Annotated in this window: 17 protein-coding genes; 6 read left to right on the top strand and 11 right to left on the bottom strand. The window is 74.6% G+C overall.

Annotated features, from left to right (window positions below; genetic code table 11):
- Positions 1-15 precede the first annotated feature (15 nt).
- Positions 16-1,431 (bottom strand): AfsR/SARP family transcriptional regulator, encoded by a 1,416-nt coding sequence (locus ACBI99_RS21860; protein WP_219509619.1) that lies wholly within the window; start codon positions 1,429-1,431, stop codon positions 16-18.
- A complete protein-coding gene (locus tag ACBI99_RS21865) occupies positions 1,431-2,618 on the bottom strand; it encodes a macrolide family glycosyltransferase (RefSeq protein WP_375073285.1) in 1,188 nt (395 codons plus the stop codon). The genes ACBI99_RS21860 and ACBI99_RS21865 overlap by 1 nt, the downstream gene beginning before the upstream one ends.
- Positions 2,619-2,789: 171 nt before the next feature.
- Between ACBI99_RS21865 and ACBI99_RS21870 the strand changes: the two genes are divergently transcribed.
- Positions 2,790-3,890 (top strand): DegT/DnrJ/EryC1/StrS family aminotransferase, encoded by a 1,101-nt coding sequence (locus ACBI99_RS21870; protein ID WP_364170726.1) that lies wholly within the window; start codon positions 2,790-2,792, stop codon positions 3,888-3,890.
- Here the strand turns inward: ACBI99_RS21870 and ACBI99_RS21875 are convergent.
- Genes ACBI99_RS21875 through ACBI99_RS21885 form a run of 3 tightly spaced genes read right to left on the bottom strand, consistent with a single transcriptional unit; the run spans position 3,862 to position 6,292 of the window.
- Positions 3,862-4,461 (bottom strand): dTDP-4-dehydrorhamnose 3,5-epimerase family protein, encoded by a 600-nt coding sequence (locus tag ACBI99_RS21875; protein ID WP_357588079.1) that lies wholly within the window; start codon positions 4,459-4,461, stop codon positions 3,862-3,864. The two genes, ACBI99_RS21870 and ACBI99_RS21875, sit on opposite strands and share 29 nt — an antisense overlap.
- Before the next feature lie 3 nt (positions 4,462-4,464).
- Positions 4,465-5,685 carry a class I SAM-dependent methyltransferase gene (locus ACBI99_RS21880; RefSeq protein WP_357588081.1) on the bottom strand — a complete coding sequence of 407 codons (1,221 nt, stop codon included), beginning with the start codon at positions 5,683-5,685 and terminating at the stop codon, positions 4,465-4,467.
- 10 nt (positions 5,686-5,695) lie between these two features.
- Positions 5,696-6,292, bottom strand: a complete 597-nt coding sequence (locus tag ACBI99_RS21885) for a DUF1707 domain-containing protein (protein WP_219509615.1) — start codon at positions 6,290-6,292, stop codon at positions 5,696-5,698.
- Between the two features lie 24 nt (positions 6,293-6,316).
- On the opposite strand from ACBI99_RS21885, the gene ACBI99_RS21890 reads away from it, so the two are divergent.
- The gene (locus tag ACBI99_RS21890; protein WP_219509614.1) at positions 6,317-7,810 is read left to right on the top strand and encodes an NDP-hexose 2,3-dehydratase family protein; all 1,494 of its coding nucleotides are present in this window, start codon (positions 6,317-6,319) and stop codon (positions 7,808-7,810) included.
- Here ACBI99_RS21890 and ACBI99_RS21895 read toward each other — a convergent pair.
- Positions 7,791-8,627, bottom strand: coding sequence for a TIGR03621 family F420-dependent LLM class oxidoreductase (locus ACBI99_RS21895; RefSeq protein ID WP_219509613.1), 837 nt, complete (start codon positions 8,625-8,627; stop codon positions 7,791-7,793). The genes ACBI99_RS21890 and ACBI99_RS21895 overlap by 20 nt on opposite strands.
- Entirely contained in the window at positions 8,624-9,334 is a 711-nt protein-coding gene (locus tag ACBI99_RS21900) for a 4'-phosphopantetheinyl transferase superfamily protein (protein WP_219509612.1), read from the bottom strand. The genes ACBI99_RS21895 and ACBI99_RS21900 overlap by 4 nt, the downstream gene beginning before the upstream one ends.
- A 280-nt stretch (positions 9,335-9,614) precedes the next feature.
- On the opposite strand from ACBI99_RS21900, the gene ACBI99_RS21905 reads away from it, so the two are divergent.
- Positions 9,615-10,580 (top strand): aldo/keto reductase, encoded by a 966-nt coding sequence (locus ACBI99_RS21905; RefSeq protein ID WP_357588085.1) that lies wholly within the window; start codon positions 9,615-9,617, stop codon positions 10,578-10,580.
- Here ACBI99_RS21905 and ACBI99_RS21910 read toward each other — a convergent pair.
- Positions 10,556-11,215 carry a response regulator transcription factor gene (locus tag ACBI99_RS21910; protein WP_357588087.1) on the bottom strand — a complete coding sequence of 220 codons (660 nt, stop codon included), beginning with the start codon at positions 11,213-11,215 and terminating at the stop codon, positions 10,556-10,558. The genes ACBI99_RS21905 and ACBI99_RS21910 overlap by 25 nt on opposite strands.
- Positions 11,205-11,981: a sensor histidine kinase gene (locus tag ACBI99_RS21915; RefSeq protein ID WP_357588089.1), complete on the bottom strand. Its 777-nt coding sequence runs from the start codon at positions 11,979-11,981 to the stop codon at positions 11,205-11,207. The genes ACBI99_RS21910 and ACBI99_RS21915 overlap by 11 nt, the downstream gene beginning before the upstream one ends.
- Before the next feature lie 54 nt (positions 11,982-12,035).
- Between ACBI99_RS21915 and ACBI99_RS21920 the strand changes: the two genes are divergently transcribed.
- On the top strand, positions 12,036-12,224 hold the full coding sequence (locus ACBI99_RS21920) for a hypothetical protein (protein WP_219509608.1): 189 nt from the start codon (positions 12,036-12,038) through the stop codon (positions 12,222-12,224).
- A 156-nt stretch (positions 12,225-12,380) separates the two neighbouring features.
- Here ACBI99_RS21920 and ACBI99_RS21925 read toward each other — a convergent pair whose 3' ends face one another.
- Positions 12,381-13,301, bottom strand: coding sequence for a UbiA family prenyltransferase (locus tag ACBI99_RS21925; RefSeq protein WP_357588091.1), 921 nt, complete (start codon positions 13,299-13,301; stop codon positions 12,381-12,383).
- Positions 13,302-13,579: 278 nt separating this feature from the next.
- Here ACBI99_RS21925 and ACBI99_RS21930 point away from each other — a divergent pair, with 278 nt between their 5' ends.
- Both ACBI99_RS21930 and ACBI99_RS21935 read left to right on the top strand, forming a co-directional pair.
- A complete protein-coding gene (locus ACBI99_RS21930; protein ID WP_375073288.1) occupies positions 13,580-15,394 on the top strand; it encodes a 2-isopropylmalate synthase in 1,815 nt (604 codons plus the stop codon).
- A 145-nt stretch (positions 15,395-15,539) separates the two neighbouring features.
- Positions 15,540-18,233, top strand: a complete 2,694-nt coding sequence (locus ACBI99_RS21935) for an AAA family ATPase (protein ID WP_375073289.1) — start codon at positions 15,540-15,542, stop codon at positions 18,231-18,233.
- A gap of 1 nt (position 18,234) precedes the next feature.
- Here the strand turns inward: ACBI99_RS21935 and ACBI99_RS21940 are convergent, their stop codons facing one another.
- Positions 18,235-19,668 (bottom strand): acyl-CoA carboxylase subunit beta, encoded by a 1,434-nt coding sequence (locus tag ACBI99_RS21940; RefSeq protein WP_219517888.1) that lies wholly within the window; start codon positions 19,666-19,668, stop codon positions 18,235-18,237.
- Positions 19,669-19,768 lie beyond the last annotated feature (100 nt).

A 19,768-nucleotide genomic window follows, 5' to 3' on the forward strand; every position in this document is an offset into this window, starting at 1 on the left:
CGCGGGGCCGGGGCGTCAGGCGGCGGCGCTGGAGCGGAGGCGGGCGGCGCCGAGCCGGAGGGACAGCGGGTTGCCGCCCGAGGTGCCGACCAGGTCGGCGACCGCCTGGGGGCCGAGGGCCGCGCCGACGAGCAGGTCGGCCAGGCGGGTGGCGGCCTCGTCGGCGAGGGGCCGCAGGAACGCCCGGTGCGCGCCCTGCCGGGCGACGAGGTCGTCGAGCGCGTCGGCGCTGGTGACGATGACGCGGCAGCCGGGCCCGCCGGGCAGCAGCGGCAGCACCTGGTCGGCGCTCTCGGCGCCGTCGAGCACGACGAGGACGCGCCGGCGCGCGGTGCAGCTCCGGTAGAGGGCGAGCTTCTCGGCCGGGTCGGCAGGCAGGTCGGGGGCGCCGAGGGCGCGCAGGAACCGGTCCAGGACCGGGCCGGGCCCGGTGCCGCCCATGTCGGCGTAGAGCTGCCCGTCGGGGAAGCGGTCGAGGCGGCGGTGCGCCCAGTGCACGGCCAGGGTGGTCTTGCCGACGCCCGCGGGCCCGCTGAGCACCATGGGGCCGGGGGCGCGGGCGGAGCCGAGGATCGCGTCGAGGGCGACCAGCTCGGCCTCGCGGCCGACGAACGGCAGGACGCGCGGCGGGAGCTGGCACGGCACGACGCGGCCGGCCGGCCGGGCGGAGGCCGGGGCGGCGGGCGGGCGCATGAGGGCGGACTCGTCGCGCAGGATCTGCTCGTGCAGCCGCCGCAGCGCGGGGCCGGGTTCGAGGCCGATCTGCTCCAGCAGGTAGCGGCGGGTCTCCTGGTAGGTGCGCAGCGCGTCGGCGCGGCGGCCGGCCCGGTACTGGGCGAGCATGAGCTGGGCGCGGACGCGCTCGCGGAAGGGCGATTCGGCGACGAGGGCGAGCAGTTCGGGGATCACCTGGTGGTGGCGGCCCAGCTCGATCTCCAGCTCCAGGCAGGTCTCCAGCGCCTCCAGCCGTGACTCGGCCATCCGGGCGGCGTCGTAGCGCAGCCCGCGGATGTCCTCGAACGGCTGCCCGCGCCACAGGGCGAGCGCGTCGCGCAGCAGCAGGACGGCGTCCTCCCGGGCGGCGGCGTCGGCCCGGCCCCGGGCCTGTCCGACGAGGTCGCGGAAGCGGAGCCAGTCGATGCTGGCCGGGGCGGCGCGCAGCAGGTAGCCGGGGCTGGAGGTCTCGATGAGCCCGGCGCCGAGCGTGCGGCGCAGCCGCGACACGCAGATGGCGACCTGCCGCCAGGCGCTGCGGGGCGCGGATCCGGCCCACACGGCCTCGACGAGCCGTTCGACGCTCATCACGCGGTTGGGGTTGAGGAGCAGGCTGGCCAGGATGACCAGCTCGCGGTGGGCGCTCATGGGCAGTTCGGCGCCGTCCTTGACGACGGTGAGCGGGCCGAGCACACGGAACTCGAAGGCGGTGTCCATCAGGCGGTCAGCCTGCTTTCGAGCACGTCGGCGGCGCGGGCGGTGCCCCCGGCGGCGGCGATCTCGCGGCGCATCGCGGCGGCGGCCCGGTGCATGGTCTCGTCGGCGGCGACGTCGAGGACCGTCTCGACCAACTGTCCGGGGGTGAGGGCGGCGGGGTCGAGGGTGCGGCCGAGGCCGAGTTCGGCGATGCGGCGGGCGCTGACCCGGTCGATGGCGGTGGCGGGGACGACGACGGCGGGGCGGCCCCAGTGCAGCGCCTCCATCGCGGTGCCCATGCCGCCCTGGGTGACGGCGACGCGGGCGTGGCGCAGCACGTCGAGGTGGGACACCCAGCGGTGCGCCTCGACGGTGGGCGGGAGCGGGCCGAGCTCGGCGGGGTCGAGGCCGTCGCCGAGGGTGACGACGGTCCGCCAGGGCAGTTCGGCGAAGGCGCGCACGCAGGTGCGGACGAGCTCGGGGCGGCTGGTGAGCACGGTGCCGAAGGACAGCAGCGCGATCGGCAGGCCGTCGCCCGGCGGCTGCCATCCGGTGAGGAAGCGGCGCTCGTCCAGGCAGGGGCCGACGAAGGCGAACCGCTCGTCGAAGGTGTCGCCGGCGTACTGGAAGGCGCGCGGCAGCGCGACCACGTTGGAGTCCTGCACCTGCCACCACAGCTCGGCCGGGTCGGCACTGACGCCGTGGGCGGCGGCCAGGTCGCGGGTCCTGGCGAGCATGCCGTCGACCCAGCCGGGCAGCTCGGGGCCGGGCCCGCCGCCGCCGTCCTCGGCGTAGACGGCGGTGAGGAAGGAGAAGTGCTCGTTGGCGGCGAACACCGGGATGAACTGCGTGGCGGGCACGTCCCATTTCCTGGCCAGGACGCGGCCGGCGTGCAGGACGGACACGTCGTAGACGATCACGTCGGGCCGGTGTTCCGGGCCTGCGGCGGCGAGCATCGCCGCGCTCTCGTCGAGGAAGAGCGAGAGCAGGCCGAGCGGGTCGTCCTCCAGCTTGCGCAGGTCGACGTCCCGGTAGATCGACTCGTACGGGAGCAGGGTGGCGCCGGCTCCCGTCACCAGCCCGGCCATGGCGGGCGAGGTGAGATAGGTGACCTGGTTGCCCCGTCGGACGAGCTCGGCCGCGACGGCGAGGCCGGGAATGACATGTCCGTGGTCGGGCTGGCACATGAAAAGAAAACGCCCCGTCATGTGAGGCCTCCCCGCAATGATTGCGCATTTACGTGCGCTGCCCAATCTATGGACGGGCGGGAGAATCGGTCACCCCTAGCTTCCCCCTCACCTTCGCGGCGCTTTCTAGGGGTTCCCCCGATCGGGGCCCCGCTGTTTATTCTGGGGCCGCCGGAGCCAGCAGGAGGACGAATGGTCACGCGCGTCTGGGATTATCTGCCCGAATACGAATCCGAGCGAGCCGACATCCTGGACGCCGTGGAGACGGTGTTCGCCTCGGGGCAGCTCGTGCTGGGGCAGAGCGTGCGCTCGTTCGAGGAGGAGTTCGCCGCCTATCACGGGGTGCGCCACTGCGTCGGCGTCGACAACGGGACGAACGCGGTCAAGCTGGGGCTGCAGGCGCTGGGCGTCGGGCCGGGCGACGAGGTGATCACGGTGTCCAACACGGCGGCGCCGACCGTGGTGGCCATCGACGCCGTGGGCGCCGTCCCGGTCTTCGTCGACGTGCGCGCCGGCACGTACCTGATGGACGTGGAGCGGGTGGCGGCGGCGATCACGCCGCGCACCCGCTGCCTGCTGCCGGTCCACCTGTACGGGCAGTGCGTGGAGATGGAGCCGCTGGAGCGGCTGGCCGCCGAGCACGACCTGGTGATCCTGGAGGACTGCGCGCAGGCGCACGGCGCCCGCCACCACGGCCGGGTCGCCGGCTCGATGGGGCACGCGGCGGCGTTCTCGTTCTACCCGACGAAGGTGCTGGGGGCCTACGGCGACGGCGGGGCGACGATCACCTCCGACCCGGAGGTGGAGCGGGCGCTGCGGCGGCTGCGCTACTACGGGATGGAGAAGACGTACTACGTGGTGAGCACGCCCGGCCACAACGCGCGGCTGGACGAGGTGCAGGCGGAGATCCTGCGCCGCAAGCTGCGCCGGCTCGACCGCTACGTGGACGGCCGCCGGGCGGTCGCCGCCCGCTACGCCGAGGCCCTGGCCGGCACCGGGCTGGTGCTGCCGGAGACGGCGCCGGGCAACGAGCACGCCTACTACCTGTACGTGGTGCGCCACCCGCGCCGGGACGAGATCCTGGAGGCGCTGCGCGGCTTCGGCATCCAGCTCAACGTCAGCTACCCGTGGCCGGTCCACACGATGTCGGGGTTCGCGCATCTGGGTCACGGGGCGGGCAGCCTGCCGGTGACCGAGGCGCTGGCCGGGGAGATCTTCTCGCTGCCGATGTACCCGTCGCTGCCGGTGGAGCTGCAGGACCGGGTCATCGCGGCGCTGCTGAAGGTGCTGTAGCGGGCGCGTAGCGGGGCAGCAGCCCGAGCGCCGCCGCCTCGGCCAGGGTGGGGGCGGCGGCGTCGCGCTCCGACAGCAGCGGCGTCTCCCCCGCCGGCAGCGGCAGCGCCAGGTCCTCGTCCAGCACCGACAGCGTGAGGTCGTCGGCCGCGCGGTACTCCGACGACAGCAGGTAGCACATGACGGTGTCGTCCTCCAGCGCGGCGAACGCGTGCCCGGCGCCCGGCGGCAGGTAGACGGCCCGGCCGTTGCCCGCGGTGAGCTCGACCGCGTCCCAGCGGCCGAACGTGGGCGAGCCGTCGCGCAGGTCGACGACCATGTCCAGGGCCCGGCCGCCGGCGCAGAAGACGTACTTGGCGGTGCCGGGCGGGACCAAGGTGTAGTGCACGCCGCGCACGACGCCGCGCCGGGAGACGTTGCGGCTGGCCTGGGCGACGGTGAACAGCGGGCGGCCCACCGCGGCGGCGAACGCGCTCTCCTGGTAGGGGGAGGCGAAGCTGCCGCGCCGGTCGGGGTAGACGTCGGGCTCGAAGGCGAAGGCGCCGGTCACGGCGAGCTCACGGTGGCGCACGGGTCATCCCCTGACGAGGTGGACGTCCGGCACGTACAGGATCCAGGAGCCGCCCGCGTCGCGGAACGCCGTCTCCTTGGCCATGATCTCCTCGGCGTGGTTCCAGGCGAACAGCAGCGCGTAGTCGGGGTACGGGTCGGCGAACGCCTCCGGGCCGAGGACGGGGATGTGCGAGCCGGGCGTGAGCCTGCCCTGCTTGGCCGGGGTGGTGTCGCAGATCAGCGGGACGAGGCCGGGGCCGATGCCGCAGTAGTTGAGCACGGTGGCGCTCTTGGCGGTGGCGCCGTAGCCGTACACGGTGGCACCCCGCGCGCGCAGGCCGGTCAGCAGGTCCACGAGGCCGTCGCGGATGCCGGCGACGCGGCCGGCGAAGGCGGAGAGCGTCGCGGGGGCGGCCAGCTCGGCGGCCTCCTCGGCGGCCAGCAGCTCGGCCACGGCGGCCGTGGGGGTCCTGGCGCCCTCGCGGGCGAGCGTGTAGCGGACCTCGCCGCCGTGCACGGGCAGCCGTTCGACGTCGACGAGCTCGAAGCCGTGGCGGCGGGCCATCGCGCGCACGGAGGTGGCGGAGAAGAGGTAGAAGTGCTCGTCGTAGATCTGGTCGAAGGAGGCGCGCTCGACGACGTCGCCGAGGTACGGGTCCTCGAAGACGAACACGCCGCCGGGCCGCAGCAGCGTGGCGACCCCCTTCATGATCGAGTCGAGGTAGGGGATGTGGCACAGGGTGTTGGCGGCGTAGACGACGTCCGCGGGCCCGTCGAAGGCGCGGATGCTCGCGGCGGTGGCGGCCTCGAAGAAGTCCTTGCGCACCCGCACGCCGCGGGCGGCGGCCAGGTCGGCGACGCCGCCGGACGGCTCGACGCCGAGGTGCCTGACGCCGGCGGCGGCGATCGTGGCCAGCATGGTGCCGTCGTTGCAGCCCAGCTCGACGACGAACGGGTCGGGCCCGGTCAGCTCGGTGGCGAGCAGCCGCCCGGCCAGGGCGCGGAAGTGCTCGCGCATCACGGCGGAGCCGGACGACAGGTACGGGTAGCCGTCATGGAACATCCGCTCGCGCGGCACCTCGTGCAGGAGCTGCACCATGGCGCAGCTCTCGCACACGCCGACGGCCAGGTCGAAGAAGAACTCCTCCCCGGGGTCGGCGGGGAGGACGAAGGCGTCGGAGACCGGCTGGCGGCCGAAGTCGGCGAAAGGGTGGAGACGGCCCGAGCAGATCCGGCACGCCATGCGCTCCTCCTTAGTCGGTGTCCCGGCGATAGCGCACCCAGACGTCGCCGGTCTGCACGTATCCGGTGAGCCGCACGGTCACGCCGTCGGGCGCGAGCGGCACGGGCGGGCGGTTGTAGACGGCGCCCATCCACCGGCGGACGACCTCCTCGTCCCGGACGATCCAGCCGCGCGGCACCACCACGGTGATGTCGCCGAACCAGGAGGTGATCTCGATGTCGAGCCGCACCTCCCGGTGCGGGCAGTCGGCCCGGGTGAAGTCGACGCGCACCTTGCCCCACCGGCCCGCCTTGGCGCTCAGGTAGGCGGGCACGCTCCAGCGGCCCACCTGGGCGAGCTTGCCGCTGGTCGTGTGCAGCTGTAACGCGCCGCCCACGGGTGCGGGCAGCGCCGCGGTCGCCGCGACCGCCGCGGACGGCGGGCCGGGGTGCGGCAGGTCGGCCACGACGTCGTCCAGCTCGCCCAGCGTGCGGGCGGAGTAGGTGCGGTCGACGCGGTCGTTCAGTTCTTCCAAGCTGATGCGTCCCTCGCTGACGGCCACGCGCAGCATCTCGGCGACTCTCTCGCGGTCGTGGTCACTGGCCCGCACTTCCCGGTGATCGGTCATGGCGTCCACCCTAGAAGGGTAGGAATGCGGCGGCCCAGTGCAGAACCCCTATCCTCTGACCTCGCGCGGGACAGGGGTGGGGGCGCAAGGCAGGGGTTGAGCGGCTCGCGTGGCCGGTGGCAGCGTCGGCGGTGGGAAAACCGTTGTGAGGAGCCTGCCATCAGCGACGTACACGAGTGGTTGCGCGAGATGGCCGGGCACACGTCGATGAGCGTGACCCGGCTCCCCCTGGAGGAGCTGGCCGGCTGGCACGAGGACCCGGCGACGGGCAACATCCACCACCGCAGCGGCCGGTTCTTCACCGTCGAGGGGCTGGACGTGCGCCGCCCCGGGTGGGCGGTGCCGGCCTGGACGCAGCCCATCATCAACCAGCCCGAAGCGGGCATCCTCGGCATCCTGCTCAAGCGGCCGGGCGGCGTGCCGCACCTGCTGATGCAGGCCAAGAACGAGCCGGGCAACGTCGACGGGCCGCAGCTCTCCCCCACCGTGCAGGCGACCAGGAGCAACTACACGGGCGTGCACCGGGGGCGGGCGGTGCCGTACCTGGACTTCTTCCGGGAGCGGCGCGGCCGGGTGCTGGCCGACGTGCGCCAGTCGGAGCAGGGCGCGTGGTTCTACCGCAAGCGCAACCGGAACATGGTCGTGGAGGTCGGCGAGGAGGTGGCGGCGGCCGAGGGGTTCCGGTGGCTGCCACTGCGGCTGGTGCGCGACCTGCTGTCGGTGCCGGACCTGGTCAACATGGACGCGCGGACGGTGCTGGCGTGCCTGCCGGCGCTGGACGAGCCGGGCGGCGGCGGGTTCGGCGGTGACGGGTTCGGCGGCCTGCTGGCCCGCTCGCGCGACCCGCTGGCGGGCGCCCGGCACGACGTGCAGGAGGTGCTGAGCTGGCTGAGCGGCATCCGTTCGACGGTGGACGTGCAGGCCAGCCCGCTGCCGCTGAACCGGCTGCGCCGCTGGCACCGGGACGCGGGCCGCATCACGCACGAGAGCGGCAGGTTCTTCGACGTGATCGGCGTGCGCGTGGAGGCGCGCGGCCGGGAGGTCGACCGGTGGACGCAGCCGATGATCGAGCCGGTGGGCACCGGGCTGGTCGCCTTCCTCGTCCGGCCGATCGGCGGGGTGCTGCACGCGCTGGTGCACGCCCGTGTCGAGCCCGGCTACACCGACGTGGTGGAGCTGGCCCCGACCGTGCAGTGCACGCCGGGCAACTACGACCACCTGCCGGCGTCGGCCCGGCCGCCGCTGCTGGCGCACGTGCTCGCGGCGCCGCCGGAGCGGGTGCGCTACGACACCGTCCTGTCGGAGGAGGGCGGGCGCTTCTTCCACGCGCGCAACCGCTATCTGGTGGTGGAGACGGACGAGGACCCGCTGCCCGGCCACCCGTCCTTCCGCTGGCTCGCGCTGCACCAGCTCGACGCGCTGCTGCGGCACAGCTACTACCTGAACGTGCAGGCGCGCAGCCTGAACGCCTGCCTGCACGGGCTGGCGAGCGAGCCGGTCAGCGGAGGTGCGCGATGACCTCGCCGAAGTCCTCCATCGCGGAGTCCATCACGGTGACGTAGGTGAAGCCGAACCGTTCCCGGTCGCGCCTGACCTGCTCGGCGATCTGGGCCGGGGTGCCGGCGAACAGCGTCGGCACGTCCAGGAGCTGGGCGGTGGTGAGGTCGGGGGCGTAGCGGCGCAGGCCCTCCAGCCCGGCGCGGCGGTCGCGGGTCAGCACGGTGGCCTTGGACAGCACGTTGAGCTCCGGCGGCGCGGCCCGCCCGGCCGACTCGGCGCGCACGTGCGCGACCCGCTCCAGCAGCGTGGCGGCGTCGACGAGCGCGGTCCTGCCGTACTCGGGCCGGTAGGGGGCGCCGGTGAAGCTGACGATCTCGGCGGTGCGGGCGGCCAGGGCGAGCACCCGGTCGCCGTGCCCGCCGATCATGAGGGGCGGGCGCTTGCGGTCCAGCAGCCGGTCGAGCTCGGCGACGAGCCTTTCCAGCGTGCGCGCACGGGCGCCCGCGCCGAACGGCAGCCCGGCCGCCTCGAACTCGGCGCGCACGTAGCCGGTGCCGAGCCCGAGCTCCAGCCGCCCGTCCATGAGCCGGTCGAGCGTGACGACGTCGCGGGCGAGCAGGGCGGGCCGGTGGAAGGAGGCGTTGAGCACGTACGTGCCGATGAGCGGCCGTTCGGTGGCCTCGGCGGCGAGCAGCGCGGTGGGGAACGGCGCGAGCAGGTTCAGGTGGTCGGGGACGGCGATCACGTCGTAGCCGAGCGCCTCGGCGCGGCGGCACCGGGTCACCCAGGCGTTCCTGGAGCAGTCCTCGGCGATGAGCACGACGCCGAACCTCATCGCAGCGTGCTCTCGTGACCGCGGGCGGGCGGGACGGCCGGCGGGACGGTGTGCGCGGCGGCGATCGCGGCGACGGCGGTGACGATGAGCCCGCCGCCGGTGCGCCACCTGCCGCTGAACCCGGTGAGCGGGCGGCCCATCCAGCGCGGCCCCGGCACCAGCAGCTCGGCCCGGAACGTGCCGCGCAGCGGGTCGACGCTGACCACGGCGTCCTGGAAGTCGAGCCAGCGCCCGGCCAGCGGGAACCACGCCTTGTAGACGGACTCCTTGGCGCTGAACAGCAGCCGGTCCCAGCTCGTGCGCGGGTGGCGTTCGGCCAGGCGGCGCAGCATGTCGCGCTCGCCGGGGACGGAGACGACCTCCAGCACCCCGGGCGGCAGGGGCGCGTCGGGCTCGGCGTCGATGCCGACGGCGCCGGGCTCGGCGCTGACGGCGGCGGCCCGGTAGCCGGCGCAGTGGGTGATGCTGCCGATGACGCCGGGCGGCCAGAGCGGCTCGCCGTAGGAGCCGCTGAGGATCGGGACGGGGTCGAGGCCGAGCCGCCGCATGGCCCGGTGGGCGCAGTCGCGGGCGGTGGTGAACTCGGCCCGGCGCTTGACGGCCACGCGGCGCACCAGCGCGGCCTCCTCCGGGAAGAGGATGACGCCGGCCGGGTCGGTGAAGGTGTCGAAAGACTTGACCGTCACCGGCAGGATCTCCTCGATCACCTAATCCTCCTCGCACCCCGTATAACCGGCACATTAGCCGCCGTCCAGGGCGGCCGAAAGGAAGGCCAATCATCTTTATGGGTGCCGCCGGATTTTCTGGGGTAGGGACAGGGGTTCCGGCGTGGCCGGGAAGCCGGGAGGTCCCCTATCATGCGCAGGGGCACATCGGGGGTTGACTGACCAATCCCACACTTTGTGAAGTGCGGGGTTGCCACGCGATTTGAAGCCCTTTTTGATAGGAAGGCGCACACGTGGAAAGCGACGGAATGTAAGGGGATTCGTGCGGTACACGAGGCTCGGCCCGTCGGGGCCGGTTATCTCCGGCGTCGGGCTCGGCTCGCTCGCCCTGTCCGGCGCCTACGGGCCCGTCGGCGACACCGACGCCGACCGGCTGCTCCGGGCGGCGCTCGACGCCGGCGTGACCTTTCTCGACACGGCGGGCTTCTACGCCGCGGGCCACGTGGAGAGCATGATCGGCAAGGCGGTCGCGCGCCGGGGCGACGGCGTGGTGGTGGCCACGCGCGGCGGGGTGCGCCGCCACGGCCCGCGCGGGACCGTGGAGTCCGACGGGCGGCCCGGCTCCCTGGAGCGCGACTGCGACGCCTCGCTCAGGCGGCTGCGCACCGGCCGCATCGGCCTGTTCTACCTCGACTGCCAGGACGAGCGCGTGCCCGTGGAGGCGGGCGTGCAGCGGCTGTCGGAGCTGGTGGCGGCCGGGAAGATCGCCCATGTGGGGCTGACCGGCGGCACCCCGCAGCAGGTGCGGCGGGCGCACGCGGTGCACCCGATCAGCGCGGTCGCCGTGGAGTTCTCGCTGTGGGGGCGGCGGCCGTCGCAGGGGCTGCTCGACACCGTGCGGGAGCTCGGCATCGCCGTGGTCGCCGCCCGGCCGCTGGGCCGCGGGTTCCTCACCGGCCGGATGGGGTCACGCCCGGCGCTCGGGCCGGGCGACTGGCGGCACGCCGATCCGCGCTTCGACGCCGAGCAGCGCGAGGCGTGCGCGCCGCAGCTGAAGTCGCTGGAGGCGATGGCCGCCCGGCTCGATGTGGGGGCCGGCCGGCTCGCGCTGAGCTGGCTGCTGGCGCAGGGCGACTACGTGGTGCCGGTCCCGAGCACGCGCGACCCGGTGCATCTGGAGATGAACCTGGCGGCCTCGTCGGTCGAGGTGCCGCCGGCGACCCGCGACGCGCTGGCGGAGCTCTTCCCGGCCTGCCCGTCGGGTCAGTCGTCGCCGCCCCTGCTCTGAGGCGGGATGAGCGAGGCGGCCAGGGCCTTGTTGACGGCGTCGATGCGGGAGGCGGCGTTCAGCTTGACGAAGATGTTGCGCATGTGGCGCTTGACCGTCGCCTCGGCCAGGCCGAGCCGGCGGGCGATCTGGTTGTTGCTGAGCGCCTGCGCGGCCAGCTGCAGCACCTCCAGCTCCTTGTCCGACAGCACGCCAGTCGAGGGCGCCTCCACGCGGGCCAGGCTGCTGCGGGAGACGGCCAGCACGAGCCGTGACGGCTCCTCGTGGACGCTGCGCACGGCCGAGATCAGCTCGTGCCGGTGCACACTCTTGAGCAGGTAGCCGCGGATGCCGGCGGCCAGCAGCCGGGTGAGCAGGTGCGGGCCGTCGTACATGCTGAGGATGATGATGCCGGTCTCCGGCGAGAGCGCGCGGATGCGGCCGACGGTCTCGGTCACCTCGTCGCCGGGGATCTCCACGTCGAGCAGCACCACGTCGGGCAGCGTCTCGGCGACCACGCGCACGGCGGTGGCGGAGTCGCCGGCCTCCCCGGCCACGCTGATGTCGCCGACCGACTCCAGGATCTCCCGCAGGCCCTCCCGGAACAGGGCGTGATCGTCGACCAGGACCACGGAGATCCGGGCGTCAGGCGTCACGCTGTCCACCGGGCCGCCTCTTGAGTGGGACGAAGAGCTGGACCAGGCAGCCCCGGCCCGGCTCGCTGGAGATGAGCACCCGGCCGCCGAGCAGTTCGGCGCGCTCGCGCATGGAGGTGAGGCCGACGCCGTCGTGCTCGCGGGCCCGGGCGGGGTCGAAGCCGTGGCCGTTGTCCTGGACGGAGGCCGACAGCTCGTGCGGGGCGATGTTCACCCGGACCACGACGAGCTTGGGGCGGCCGTGGCCGAGCGCGTTGCGCACGGCCTCGCGGACGATGAGGAACGCCTCGTCGAGGACGCGCGGCGGGGCCCACGACTCGTCGCCGCTCACGTCGAGCCCGACGGAGACCACGTCGTCCTCGACGGTCTCGATGAAGCCGAGCAGCGCCTTCTCCAGGCTCTTGACCGGGACCTGCGGGTGCAGCTCGGAGGTGATCTGGCGCAGGTTCTCCATCGTCTCCTGGACGGCCTGCTGGGCGAGGCTGATCTTGGCGGCGGCGCGGGCGGCGTCCACCGGCCGGTACACCTCCGACAGCGCGAGCTGCTGGTGGGCGACGCTGACGCCGTGGCCGATGCGGTCGTGCAGCTCGCGGGCGATGCGGCGGCGCTCGTCGTCCTGGGCCTCGTGGACCTGGTTGAGCAGGAAGCTGTGGTAGCTGTCGGCCGACTCGCGCACGCGCCGGGACAGGCTCTCCTCCATGCCGCTGACGGCCAGCGTGATCAGGTCGGCGGGCGAGTCGTACGCGTCCGCCAGCCCCCGGGTCAAATGCCGCAGCGCCGAACGGAAGAAAAGTGAGCCCGCCTCAAGTGAGGCTTTGGGATGGACGCCGCCCGCGGCCCGCGCGTTTCCCACCTCGCGCGCGTGAAATTGATAGAGCTCGCCCACCTGCACCTTTCCGGCACGGAGCGTGGCCGCCACGTCGTCGAGCACCTGACGGGCGGTGGAGAGCGCGAGCTCGCGCGCGCTCTGATCTGCGAAGACGACGTTACCGGCGGTCTGAAGGGCTGATTCGAATTCGTTGAGGATTAAATCACGACACGATTCGACTAATTCCGCCGGGTCCCCCGTGGCCCCGTGTGCCGCCTCCAATGTCCCCCCTCCGCCGCCGCGCGTTGAGCGTTCTCCAAACTATCGCGCGACCAGGAGACACATGCAACATTTGGGTCAGATCCATGACAAAAACGCGGTCAGGTGAAGAAGATGTTGCGTTCCCATGAACGCTCCATACGGGCGGCGCGCCCGCCGCCGCCCGCCGTCCCCGCCGCCGGCGCCCGCTTCCGGGCCCCGCGCGGCCGGCAGCCCGGCCGCCGCCACCGCCACCACGCCCGCCGCCAGCGCCGCCACGACGCCGCCGAGCGGCGCCCGCGCCAGCGCCACCGCCAGGGCGAAGGCCACCAGCAGCACCACCGCGGCGCCCACCATGACCTGCCGCGACATCCGCTCCCCGATGAGCACGCCGAGCGTGCGCCGGCCGGCCGCCGTGTCGCCCTCGATGTCCGACAGGTCCTTGGCCGGCACGCCGACGAACACCATCCAGCCGATCGCCACCCCGGCGAACAGCACCAGCGCCGTCGGCGCGGCCACGCCGCCGCCCGCCGTCGCCACCGTGAAACCCGCCAGGTACGACAGCAGCCCCGACAGGCACAGCACCGCGACCGTGCCGCCCGAGGTGTCCTTCAGCGGCAGCGGCGGGCCCGAGTACAGGTAGCCCAGCACCAGGTTGCCGGCGATGATCCACGGCATCTGCCCGGGCAGGCCCGCCGTCGCCACCAGCGAGAGACACCCGGCCCCGGCCGCCACCACGGCGGCCAGCCGGGCGTCCAGGTCGCCCCGGGCGATCGGCCGGCCCGAACCGTTGATCTGGTCCTCCGCGACGTCCGTCACCCCGTTGAAGAGGTAGATCGCGAAGATCGACAGCACCCAGGCGGCGGCACCCTGGGCGACCTGCGGGAAGGAGGCGGCGGCGGTCGCGGCCGGCAGCGCGAGCGCGACGCCGGTGAGGTAGCGCAGGGCCGAGACGGCCAGCACCAGAGGTCGGGCCTCTGCGACGCAGAGACCGAGGGCACGCGCGGACAAGGCTGCCATGTCCGCATTGTGAGCGGCCCGCGCCGGGCCTGACATAGGGGCGATCCGAAGGTTGTAGCCGGGACTGCGCCTTTCGATACGGGGGGTGGTACCCGGGGCTATTACCGGAGAACTCCTGATGCCCCGTCTTGCCCGGCCCGCGAGCCCCCTTATAACGTCCGGCCATAACGCCGGGAAAGCCGAACCGCGGGGGCCGGACCTCACCTTAGAAACGACTCCGGTGAATTCCAACCCCTGTTCCGAGGAAAACGAGGGTCACCCACGAAAGGAATTCCGCCATGCAGGGTGCCGGACGTTACACCGGTCTCACGCCCCTCGATCTGCCCGACCGCACCTGGCCGGGCAGTCGCATCCACTCCGCCCCCCGCTGGCTCTCCACCGACCTGCGCGACGGCAACCAGTCGCTGGCCCGCCCGATGTCGCCCGAGCGCAAGCTCCGGATGTTCGACCTGCTGGTGCGGATCGGGTTCAAGGAGATCGAGGTCGGCTTCCCCGTCGCCAGCCAGGACGACCACGACTTCGTCCGGCTGCTCATCGAGCGCGACCACATCCCCGACGACGTGCGCATCACCGTGCTGACCCAGGCCCGCGAGGAGCTCATCCGCGCCACCGTGGACAGCCTCAAGGGCGCGCCGCGCGCCACGGTGCACATCTACAACGCCACCTCGCCGCTCTTCCGCGACCTGGTGCTCGGCGTCGGCCGGGCCGGCTGCCGCGACCTCGCGGTACGCGCCACGCACGTGCTGATGGACCAGGCCGGGCGCGCCCTGCCCGGCTGCGACCTGGGCTACCAGTACTCCCCCGAGCTCTTCAACGAGACCGAGCCGGACTTCGCCCTGGAGGTGTGCGAGGCGGTCATGGACGCCTGGCAGCCGGAGGCGGGCCGGGGCATCATCCTCAACTTCCCGACCACGGTCGAGCGGTCGCTGCCGAACGTGTTCGCCGATCAAATCGAGTGGCTGGGCCGCAACCTGTCGCGGCGCGAGCACGTGTGCCTGTCCGTCCACCCGCACAACGACCGCGGCACCGGGGTCGCCGCCGCCGAGCTGGCGCTGCTGGCCGGGGCCGAGCGCGTCGAGGGGTGCCTGTTCGGCAACGGCGAGCGCGCCGGCAACGTCTGCCTGGTGACGCTCTGCATGAACCTGTTCACCCACGGCGTCGACCCGGGCGTCGACCTGTCCGACATCGACGACGTGCGGCGCACGGCCGAGGAGTGCAACCAGATGCCGGTGCACCCGCGCCACCCCTACGCGGGCGACCTGGTCTACACGGCCTTCTCCGGGTCGCACCAGGACGCCATCAAGAAGGGGTTCGACGAGCTGGAGCGCCGCGCCGTCACGACCGGCGCCCCGGCCGCCGCGCTGCCGTGGCGCACCCCGTACCTGCCCGTGGACCCCCGGGACGTCGGCCGCACGTACGAGGCGGTGGTGCGGGTCAACAGCCAGTCCGGCAAGGGCGGCGTCGCGTACGTGATGAGCGCCTGGCACGGGCTCGCCCTGCCGCGCGGCCTGCAGGCCGACCTGTCGGCGCGCGTGCAGGCGCGGGCCGACGCCGAGGGCGGCGAGCTGTCGCCCGGCCGGATCGGCGAGCTGTTCCGCGACGCGTACGCCGACGACGGCGCGCCGGCGGAGCTGTTCGCGCCGGTCACGGCGACGCTCTGGGTCGACGGCGCGGTGCCGCGCGGCCTGCGCCAGTCGCTCGCGCCGTGGGGCATCGACGTGCGGGCCGTGCACCGGGCCGCTCCCCCGCTGTCGCGTCACGGCGCGATCGGCCGGCGGCCCCTGGTCCGCCGCGCCCCGCACGACGCCGTCGTCTACGCCGAGTGCGGCGCCGGCGCCGAGAGTGAGGGCACGGGCGAGGTCGCGTGGGGGGTGGGCGCCGGGGCCGACGTGACGGCGGCGGCGTTCTCCGCCGTGCGCGCGGCGAGCGCCCGCCTCGCCGGCCGCGCCCACCACCGCCCCGCCCACCCCCTGAACCCGCACCCCCTGGAGCCGCGCTCTCTGGAGCCGCGCCCCCTGGAGCCGAGCGCGAGGGAGCAGCGGCCGAGGGAGCAGCGCCAGGTGGAGCAGCTTCCGCTCGCGGCCGCGGGGTGAGGCCGGCGATGGCCCGCGTCGTCCCCAGGAAGCCGCGCCCGCACCGCCGCCCCGGCCCCGAGGCCGGCCTCGACCTGCGCACCCCGTCGGGGCGCCGGCTCCCCTACTGACCCGACCGACCGAGTGCTGAGCAAGGAGGGCCGCCATGGCCGAGGACGTCGAGCGCCAGGAGATGGCCACGCTCCGGGAACTCCTGGACGAGGCCGCCGCCGGCCGGGGCCGCGTCGCGATGGTGACCGGCGCGATCGCCACCGGCAAGAGCGCGCTGCTGTACGGCCTGGCCGAGCACGCCGGCGACCACGGCGCCGTCCCGCTGACGGCGACCGGCTCGCCCGCCGAGAGCGCGCTGCCGTTCGGCGTGCTGTCGCAGCTCCTGCTCGGCGCGCGGATGTCGGAGGACAACCGCGCCACCGTGGCGAGCCTGCTGCGGGAGGGGGCGCGCGGCGCGGCCGGGCCGGGCGACGACGTGGACGTGCTGATCGTGGACGCGCTCTGCACGGTGCTGCTGGAGCTGGCGGAGCGGCATCCGCTGCTCGTCGTCGTGGACGACCTGCAGCACGCCGACCGCGCCTCGCAGCTGTGCCTGTCGCATCTGGCGCGGCGGATCGCGTACGCGCCGGTCATGCTGGCGGTCACCGTACGGGACCCGCACGCGCTCGGCGGCCTGCACGCGGAGATGCTGCGGCAGCCGCACTGCCGCGCGGTCCGGCTGGCCCACCTGTCGGCGGCGGAGGTGACGCGGCTGGCGGCCGGGGAGGCCGGGGCGGGGCAGGCGGCCCGCTGGCACGAGCTGACGGGCGGCAACCGGCTGCTGGTGGACGCGCTGCTGGAGGACCACCGGATCGGCGACGGCCGGGGCGAGCGCTACGCCGAGGCCGTGCTCGCCTGCCTGCACCGGGCGGGTGAGGCCGCGCCGGGGGTGGCGCGGGCGCTGGCCGTGCTCGGCGAGGCGGGGCCGGTCGCCCGGCTGCTCGGCGCGAACGAGGCGGCCACCGCCAAGGAGGTCCTGGCCCTGACCCGGGCGGGGCTGCTGGACGGCGGCCGGTTCCGCGACGAGGCGGCCAGGTCCGCCGTGCTGGCCGGGCTGGACGACGGCGAGCGCGTCGGCCTGCACCTGCGGGCGGCCGAGCTGACCTACCACGACGGCGCGCCCGCCCCCGTGGTGGCCGGTCACCTGCTGCGCGCCGGGGACGCGAGCCGGCTGTGGGCGCTGCCGATCCTGGAGGAGGCGGCGGCGCAGGCGCTGCGCGACGACGGCGTGGAGTCCGCGATCGAGTATTTGAAGCTGGCGCTGCGGTCCTGCCCGGACGAGCGGCGGCGGGCGGGCATCGCGACCACGCTGGTGCGCGCCCGCTGGCGGATCGACCCCGGCACCCCCGCCGGGCAGCTCGGCGAGCTGACCGAGGCGCTGCGCCAGGGGCACCTGAGCGGCGGCGACGCGGTGACCCTGGCCAAGGCGCTGCTGTGGCACGGTCACGCGGCCGACGCCAGGAGCGTGCTCGGCCACCTGCGCAAACTGGACGAGCTGGACGAGCTGGACCGGGAGGCGGTGGCGGAGGTGGCGGCGGCGCACGCCTGGTTCCGCAGCAGCTGCCCGCCGTTCCTGGCCGACCTGCCGGAGCTGAGCGACGAGCAGGCGGGCGGCGCCGCCTACTCGCTGAGCGCGGACCGCCGCACCGAGGCGGTGGGCGCGCTGGTGCGGGCGCTGACGCAGGGGCCGCTGCCGGAGACGGCGACGACGGCCGAGCGCATCCTGCGCGGCTCCCGGCTGGACGAGATGACGCTGGACACGGTGGAGAGCGCGCTGCTGGCGCTGACGTACACGGGCCGGGCCGATCTGGCCGCGCCCTGGTGCGACTCGTTCATCGCGGAGGCGGCCTCGCGCCGCGCGCCGGGCCGGCAGGCGCGGCTGTCGGCGATCCGCGCCGAGATCGGCCTGCGCCGCGGCGACCCGGCCGCGGCGGCGGCGGACGCGCGGCTGGCGCTGGAGCTCATCCCGCCGGACAGCTGGGGCGTCGCCGTCGGCGGGCCGCTGGGCAGCCTGCTGCTGGCGGGCGCGGCGATGGGCCGGTACGAGGAGTGCCTGCCGCCGGTCACCAGGCCGGTGCCGGAGGCGATGCTGGAGACCCGGTTCGGGCTGCACTACCTGTACGGCAAGGGCCGCTTCCACCTGGCTGCCGGGCAGGCGCGGCAGGCGCTGCGCGACCTGCGGCTGTGCGGCGAGCTGATGGGCGAGTGGCAGCTCGACAGCGCCGAGTTCATCGCCTGGCGGCTGGACGCGGCGCAGGCGCTGATCGCCCTCGACGAGACGGACGAGGCGCGGCTGCTCGTGGAGGAGCAGCTGGCGCGGGCCGCCGGGTCGCGGCGGGTGCAGGGGATGGCGCTGCGGGTGCTGGCCGCGACCGCCGAGAAGCGCCACCGCGTGATGCTGCTGCGTCAGTCGGCGGAGCTGCTGCGCGACGGCGGCGACACGTACGAGCTGGCCAGGTCGATGACGGGGCTGGCCGAGGCGTACCACGCGGTCGGCGAGTTCCGGCGGGCGGCGGTGATGGGCCGCCGGGCCCGCGTGCTGGCGCACGAGTGCCAGGCCGGCGCGCTGAGCCGGGCGCTGCCGGACGGGGCGTGGGAGGCGGGCGAGGCCGGCGCGCGGCCGGTGCTGAGCGACGCCGAGCGGCGGGTGGCGTCGCTGGCGGCCGACGGCTACTCCAACCGGGAGATCTCCGCCAAGCTGTTCATCACGGTGAGCACGGTGGAGCAGCACCTGACGCGCGTCTACCGCAAGCTGAGCGTGACCCGCCGCTCCGACCTGCCGGAGACCCTGTCGGCCCAGCAGCTCTGACTCACAGGGGGATGTTCGTGTGGCGGCCCCGGGCGCGGGGGGCGCGGGCGATCGCGTCGGCGAGCCGGGCGCGGGTGGTCTCGGGGGCGATGACCTCGTCGACGACGCCGAGGTCCACGGCCCGGCCGACGCCGCCGGCGGTGCGGCGGTGCTCCTCGGCGAGGCGGGCGCGCAGCTCCTCGCGCTCCTCCTCGGGGGCGGCGGCCAGGGCCTTGCGGTGCAGGACGCCGATCGCCGACTCGGCGCCCATGACCGCGACCTCGGCGCCGGGCCAGGCGAACGTGGTGGTGGCGCCGAGCGAGCGGGAGTTCATCGCGATGTAGGCGCCGCCGTACGCCTTGCGGGTGATGAGCGTCACGCGGGGCACGACCGACTCGGCGAAGGCGTGCAGCAGCTTGGCCCCGCGCCGGACGACCCCGCCCCACTCCTGGCCGACGCCGGGCAGGTAGCCGGGGACGTCGACGAGCACGACGAGCGGGATGCCGAACGAGTCGCACATGCGGACGAAGCGGGCGGCCTTCTCGGCGGAGAGCGAGTCGAGGCAGCCGCCCTTGTGGATCGGGTTGTTGGCCAGCACGCCGACGGTGGCGCCGCCGAGCCGCCCGAGCGCGACGAGGACGTTGGCGGCCCAGCGCGGCTGCAGCTCCTCCATCAGCCCGTCGTCGAGCACGGCCCGCACCAGGGGCCGCACGTCGTAGGCGCGGCGCGGCGAGGCCGGCAGCAGGGCGCGCGGGTCGGCCACCGGCCCGGCGCCGGCGGCGGCGCACGTGCCGGGGCGGCCGAGCAGGCCGGTGAGGCGGCGGGCCCGGGCGCAGGCGTCGGCCTCGTCGGCGGCCAGGACGTGGGCGACGCCGGACTTCCTGCCGTGCGCCTCGGGCCCGCCGAGCCCGGCCATGTCGATGCGCTCGCCGGTGACGCTGCGGACGATCTCCGGGCCGGTCACGAACACCCGCCCGGCGTCGGCCATGACGACCACGTCGGTGAGCGCGGGCCCGTACGCGGCGGCGCCGGCGGCCGGGCCGAGGATGACGGAGATCTGCGGGACGACGCCGGACGCCCTGGTCATGGCGGCGAACATGCGGCCCACTCCGTCCATGGACTCCACGCCGTCGGCGAGCCGGGCGCCGCCGGAGTGCCACAGCCCGATCACCGGGCAGCCGGACCGCACGCCGTCCTCGACGGCCTCGACGATCCGGGCGGCGCCGGCCGCGCCGAGCGCGCCGCCCATCAGCCGGGCGTCGGTGCAGTAGGCGACGACCGGCGCGCCCTCGACCAGGCCGCGCACGGCGGTCACGCCGGTGGCGTCCTCGTCGTGCGGCGCGGTCATGGAGCCGGGGTCGAGCAGGCCCGCCAGCCGGACGGCGGGGGCGCGCGGGTCGGGGGCGGGTCCGGCGACGGGGGCTTCGGAGGTCTCGATCGTGGACACGACGGTCATCGCTGACATCCCTCACATGCTCGTCACGGGGGACGGTTCGGGGACGGGGTCACGGCGAATCTCGCAACGCGGGAGCCGCCTGCCAACCCCTGTCCACGGC

Origin of the sequence: Nonomuraea sp. ATR24 (genome assembly GCF_041950485.1) — a bacterium.
Taxonomy (GTDB): domain Bacteria; phylum Actinomycetota; class Actinomycetes; order Streptosporangiales; family Streptosporangiaceae; genus Nonomuraea; species Nonomuraea ceibae.

Coding starts and splice junctions, on each gene's coding strand:
- ACBI99_RS21860 (WP_219509619.1), bottom strand. CDS start 1,431: ATGGACACCGCCTTCGAGTTCCGTGTGCTCGGCCCGCTCACCGTCGTC.
- ACBI99_RS21865 (WP_375073285.1), bottom strand. CDS start 2,618: ATGACGGGGCGTTTTCTTTTCATGTGCCAGCCCGACCACGGACATGTC.
- ACBI99_RS21870 (WP_364170726.1), top strand. CDS start 2,790: ATGGTCACGCGCGTCTGGGATTATCTGCCCGAATACGAATCCGAGCGA.
- ACBI99_RS21880 (WP_357588081.1), bottom strand. CDS start 5,685: ATGGCGTGCCGGATCTGCTCGGGCCGTCTCCACCCTTTCGCCGACTTC.
- ACBI99_RS21885 (WP_219509615.1), bottom strand. CDS start 6,292: ATGACCGATCACCGGGAAGTGCGGGCCAGTGACCACGACCGCGAGAGA.
- ACBI99_RS21890 (WP_219509614.1), top strand. CDS start 6,317: ATGCGGCGGCCCAGTGCAGAACCCCTATCCTCTGACCTCGCGCGGGAC.
- ACBI99_RS21895 (WP_219509613.1), bottom strand. CDS start 8,627: ATGAGGTTCGGCGTCGTGCTCATCGCCGAGGACTGCTCCAGGAACGCC.
- ACBI99_RS21920 (WP_219509608.1), top strand. CDS start 12,036: ATGGACGCCGCCCGCGGCCCGCGCGTTTCCCACCTCGCGCGCGTGAAA.
- ACBI99_RS21925 (WP_357588091.1), bottom strand. CDS start 13,301: ATGGCAGCCTTGTCCGCGCGTGCCCTCGGTCTCTGCGTCGCAGAGGCC.
- ACBI99_RS21930 (WP_375073288.1), top strand. CDS start 13,580: ATGCAGGGTGCCGGACGTTACACCGGTCTCACGCCCCTCGATCTGCCC.
- ACBI99_RS21935 (WP_375073289.1), top strand. CDS start 15,540: ATGGCCGAGGACGTCGAGCGCCAGGAGATGGCCACGCTCCGGGAACTC.
- ACBI99_RS21940 (WP_219517888.1), bottom strand. CDS start 19,668: ATGACCGTCGTGTCCACGATCGAGACCTCCGAAGCCCCCGTCGCCGGA.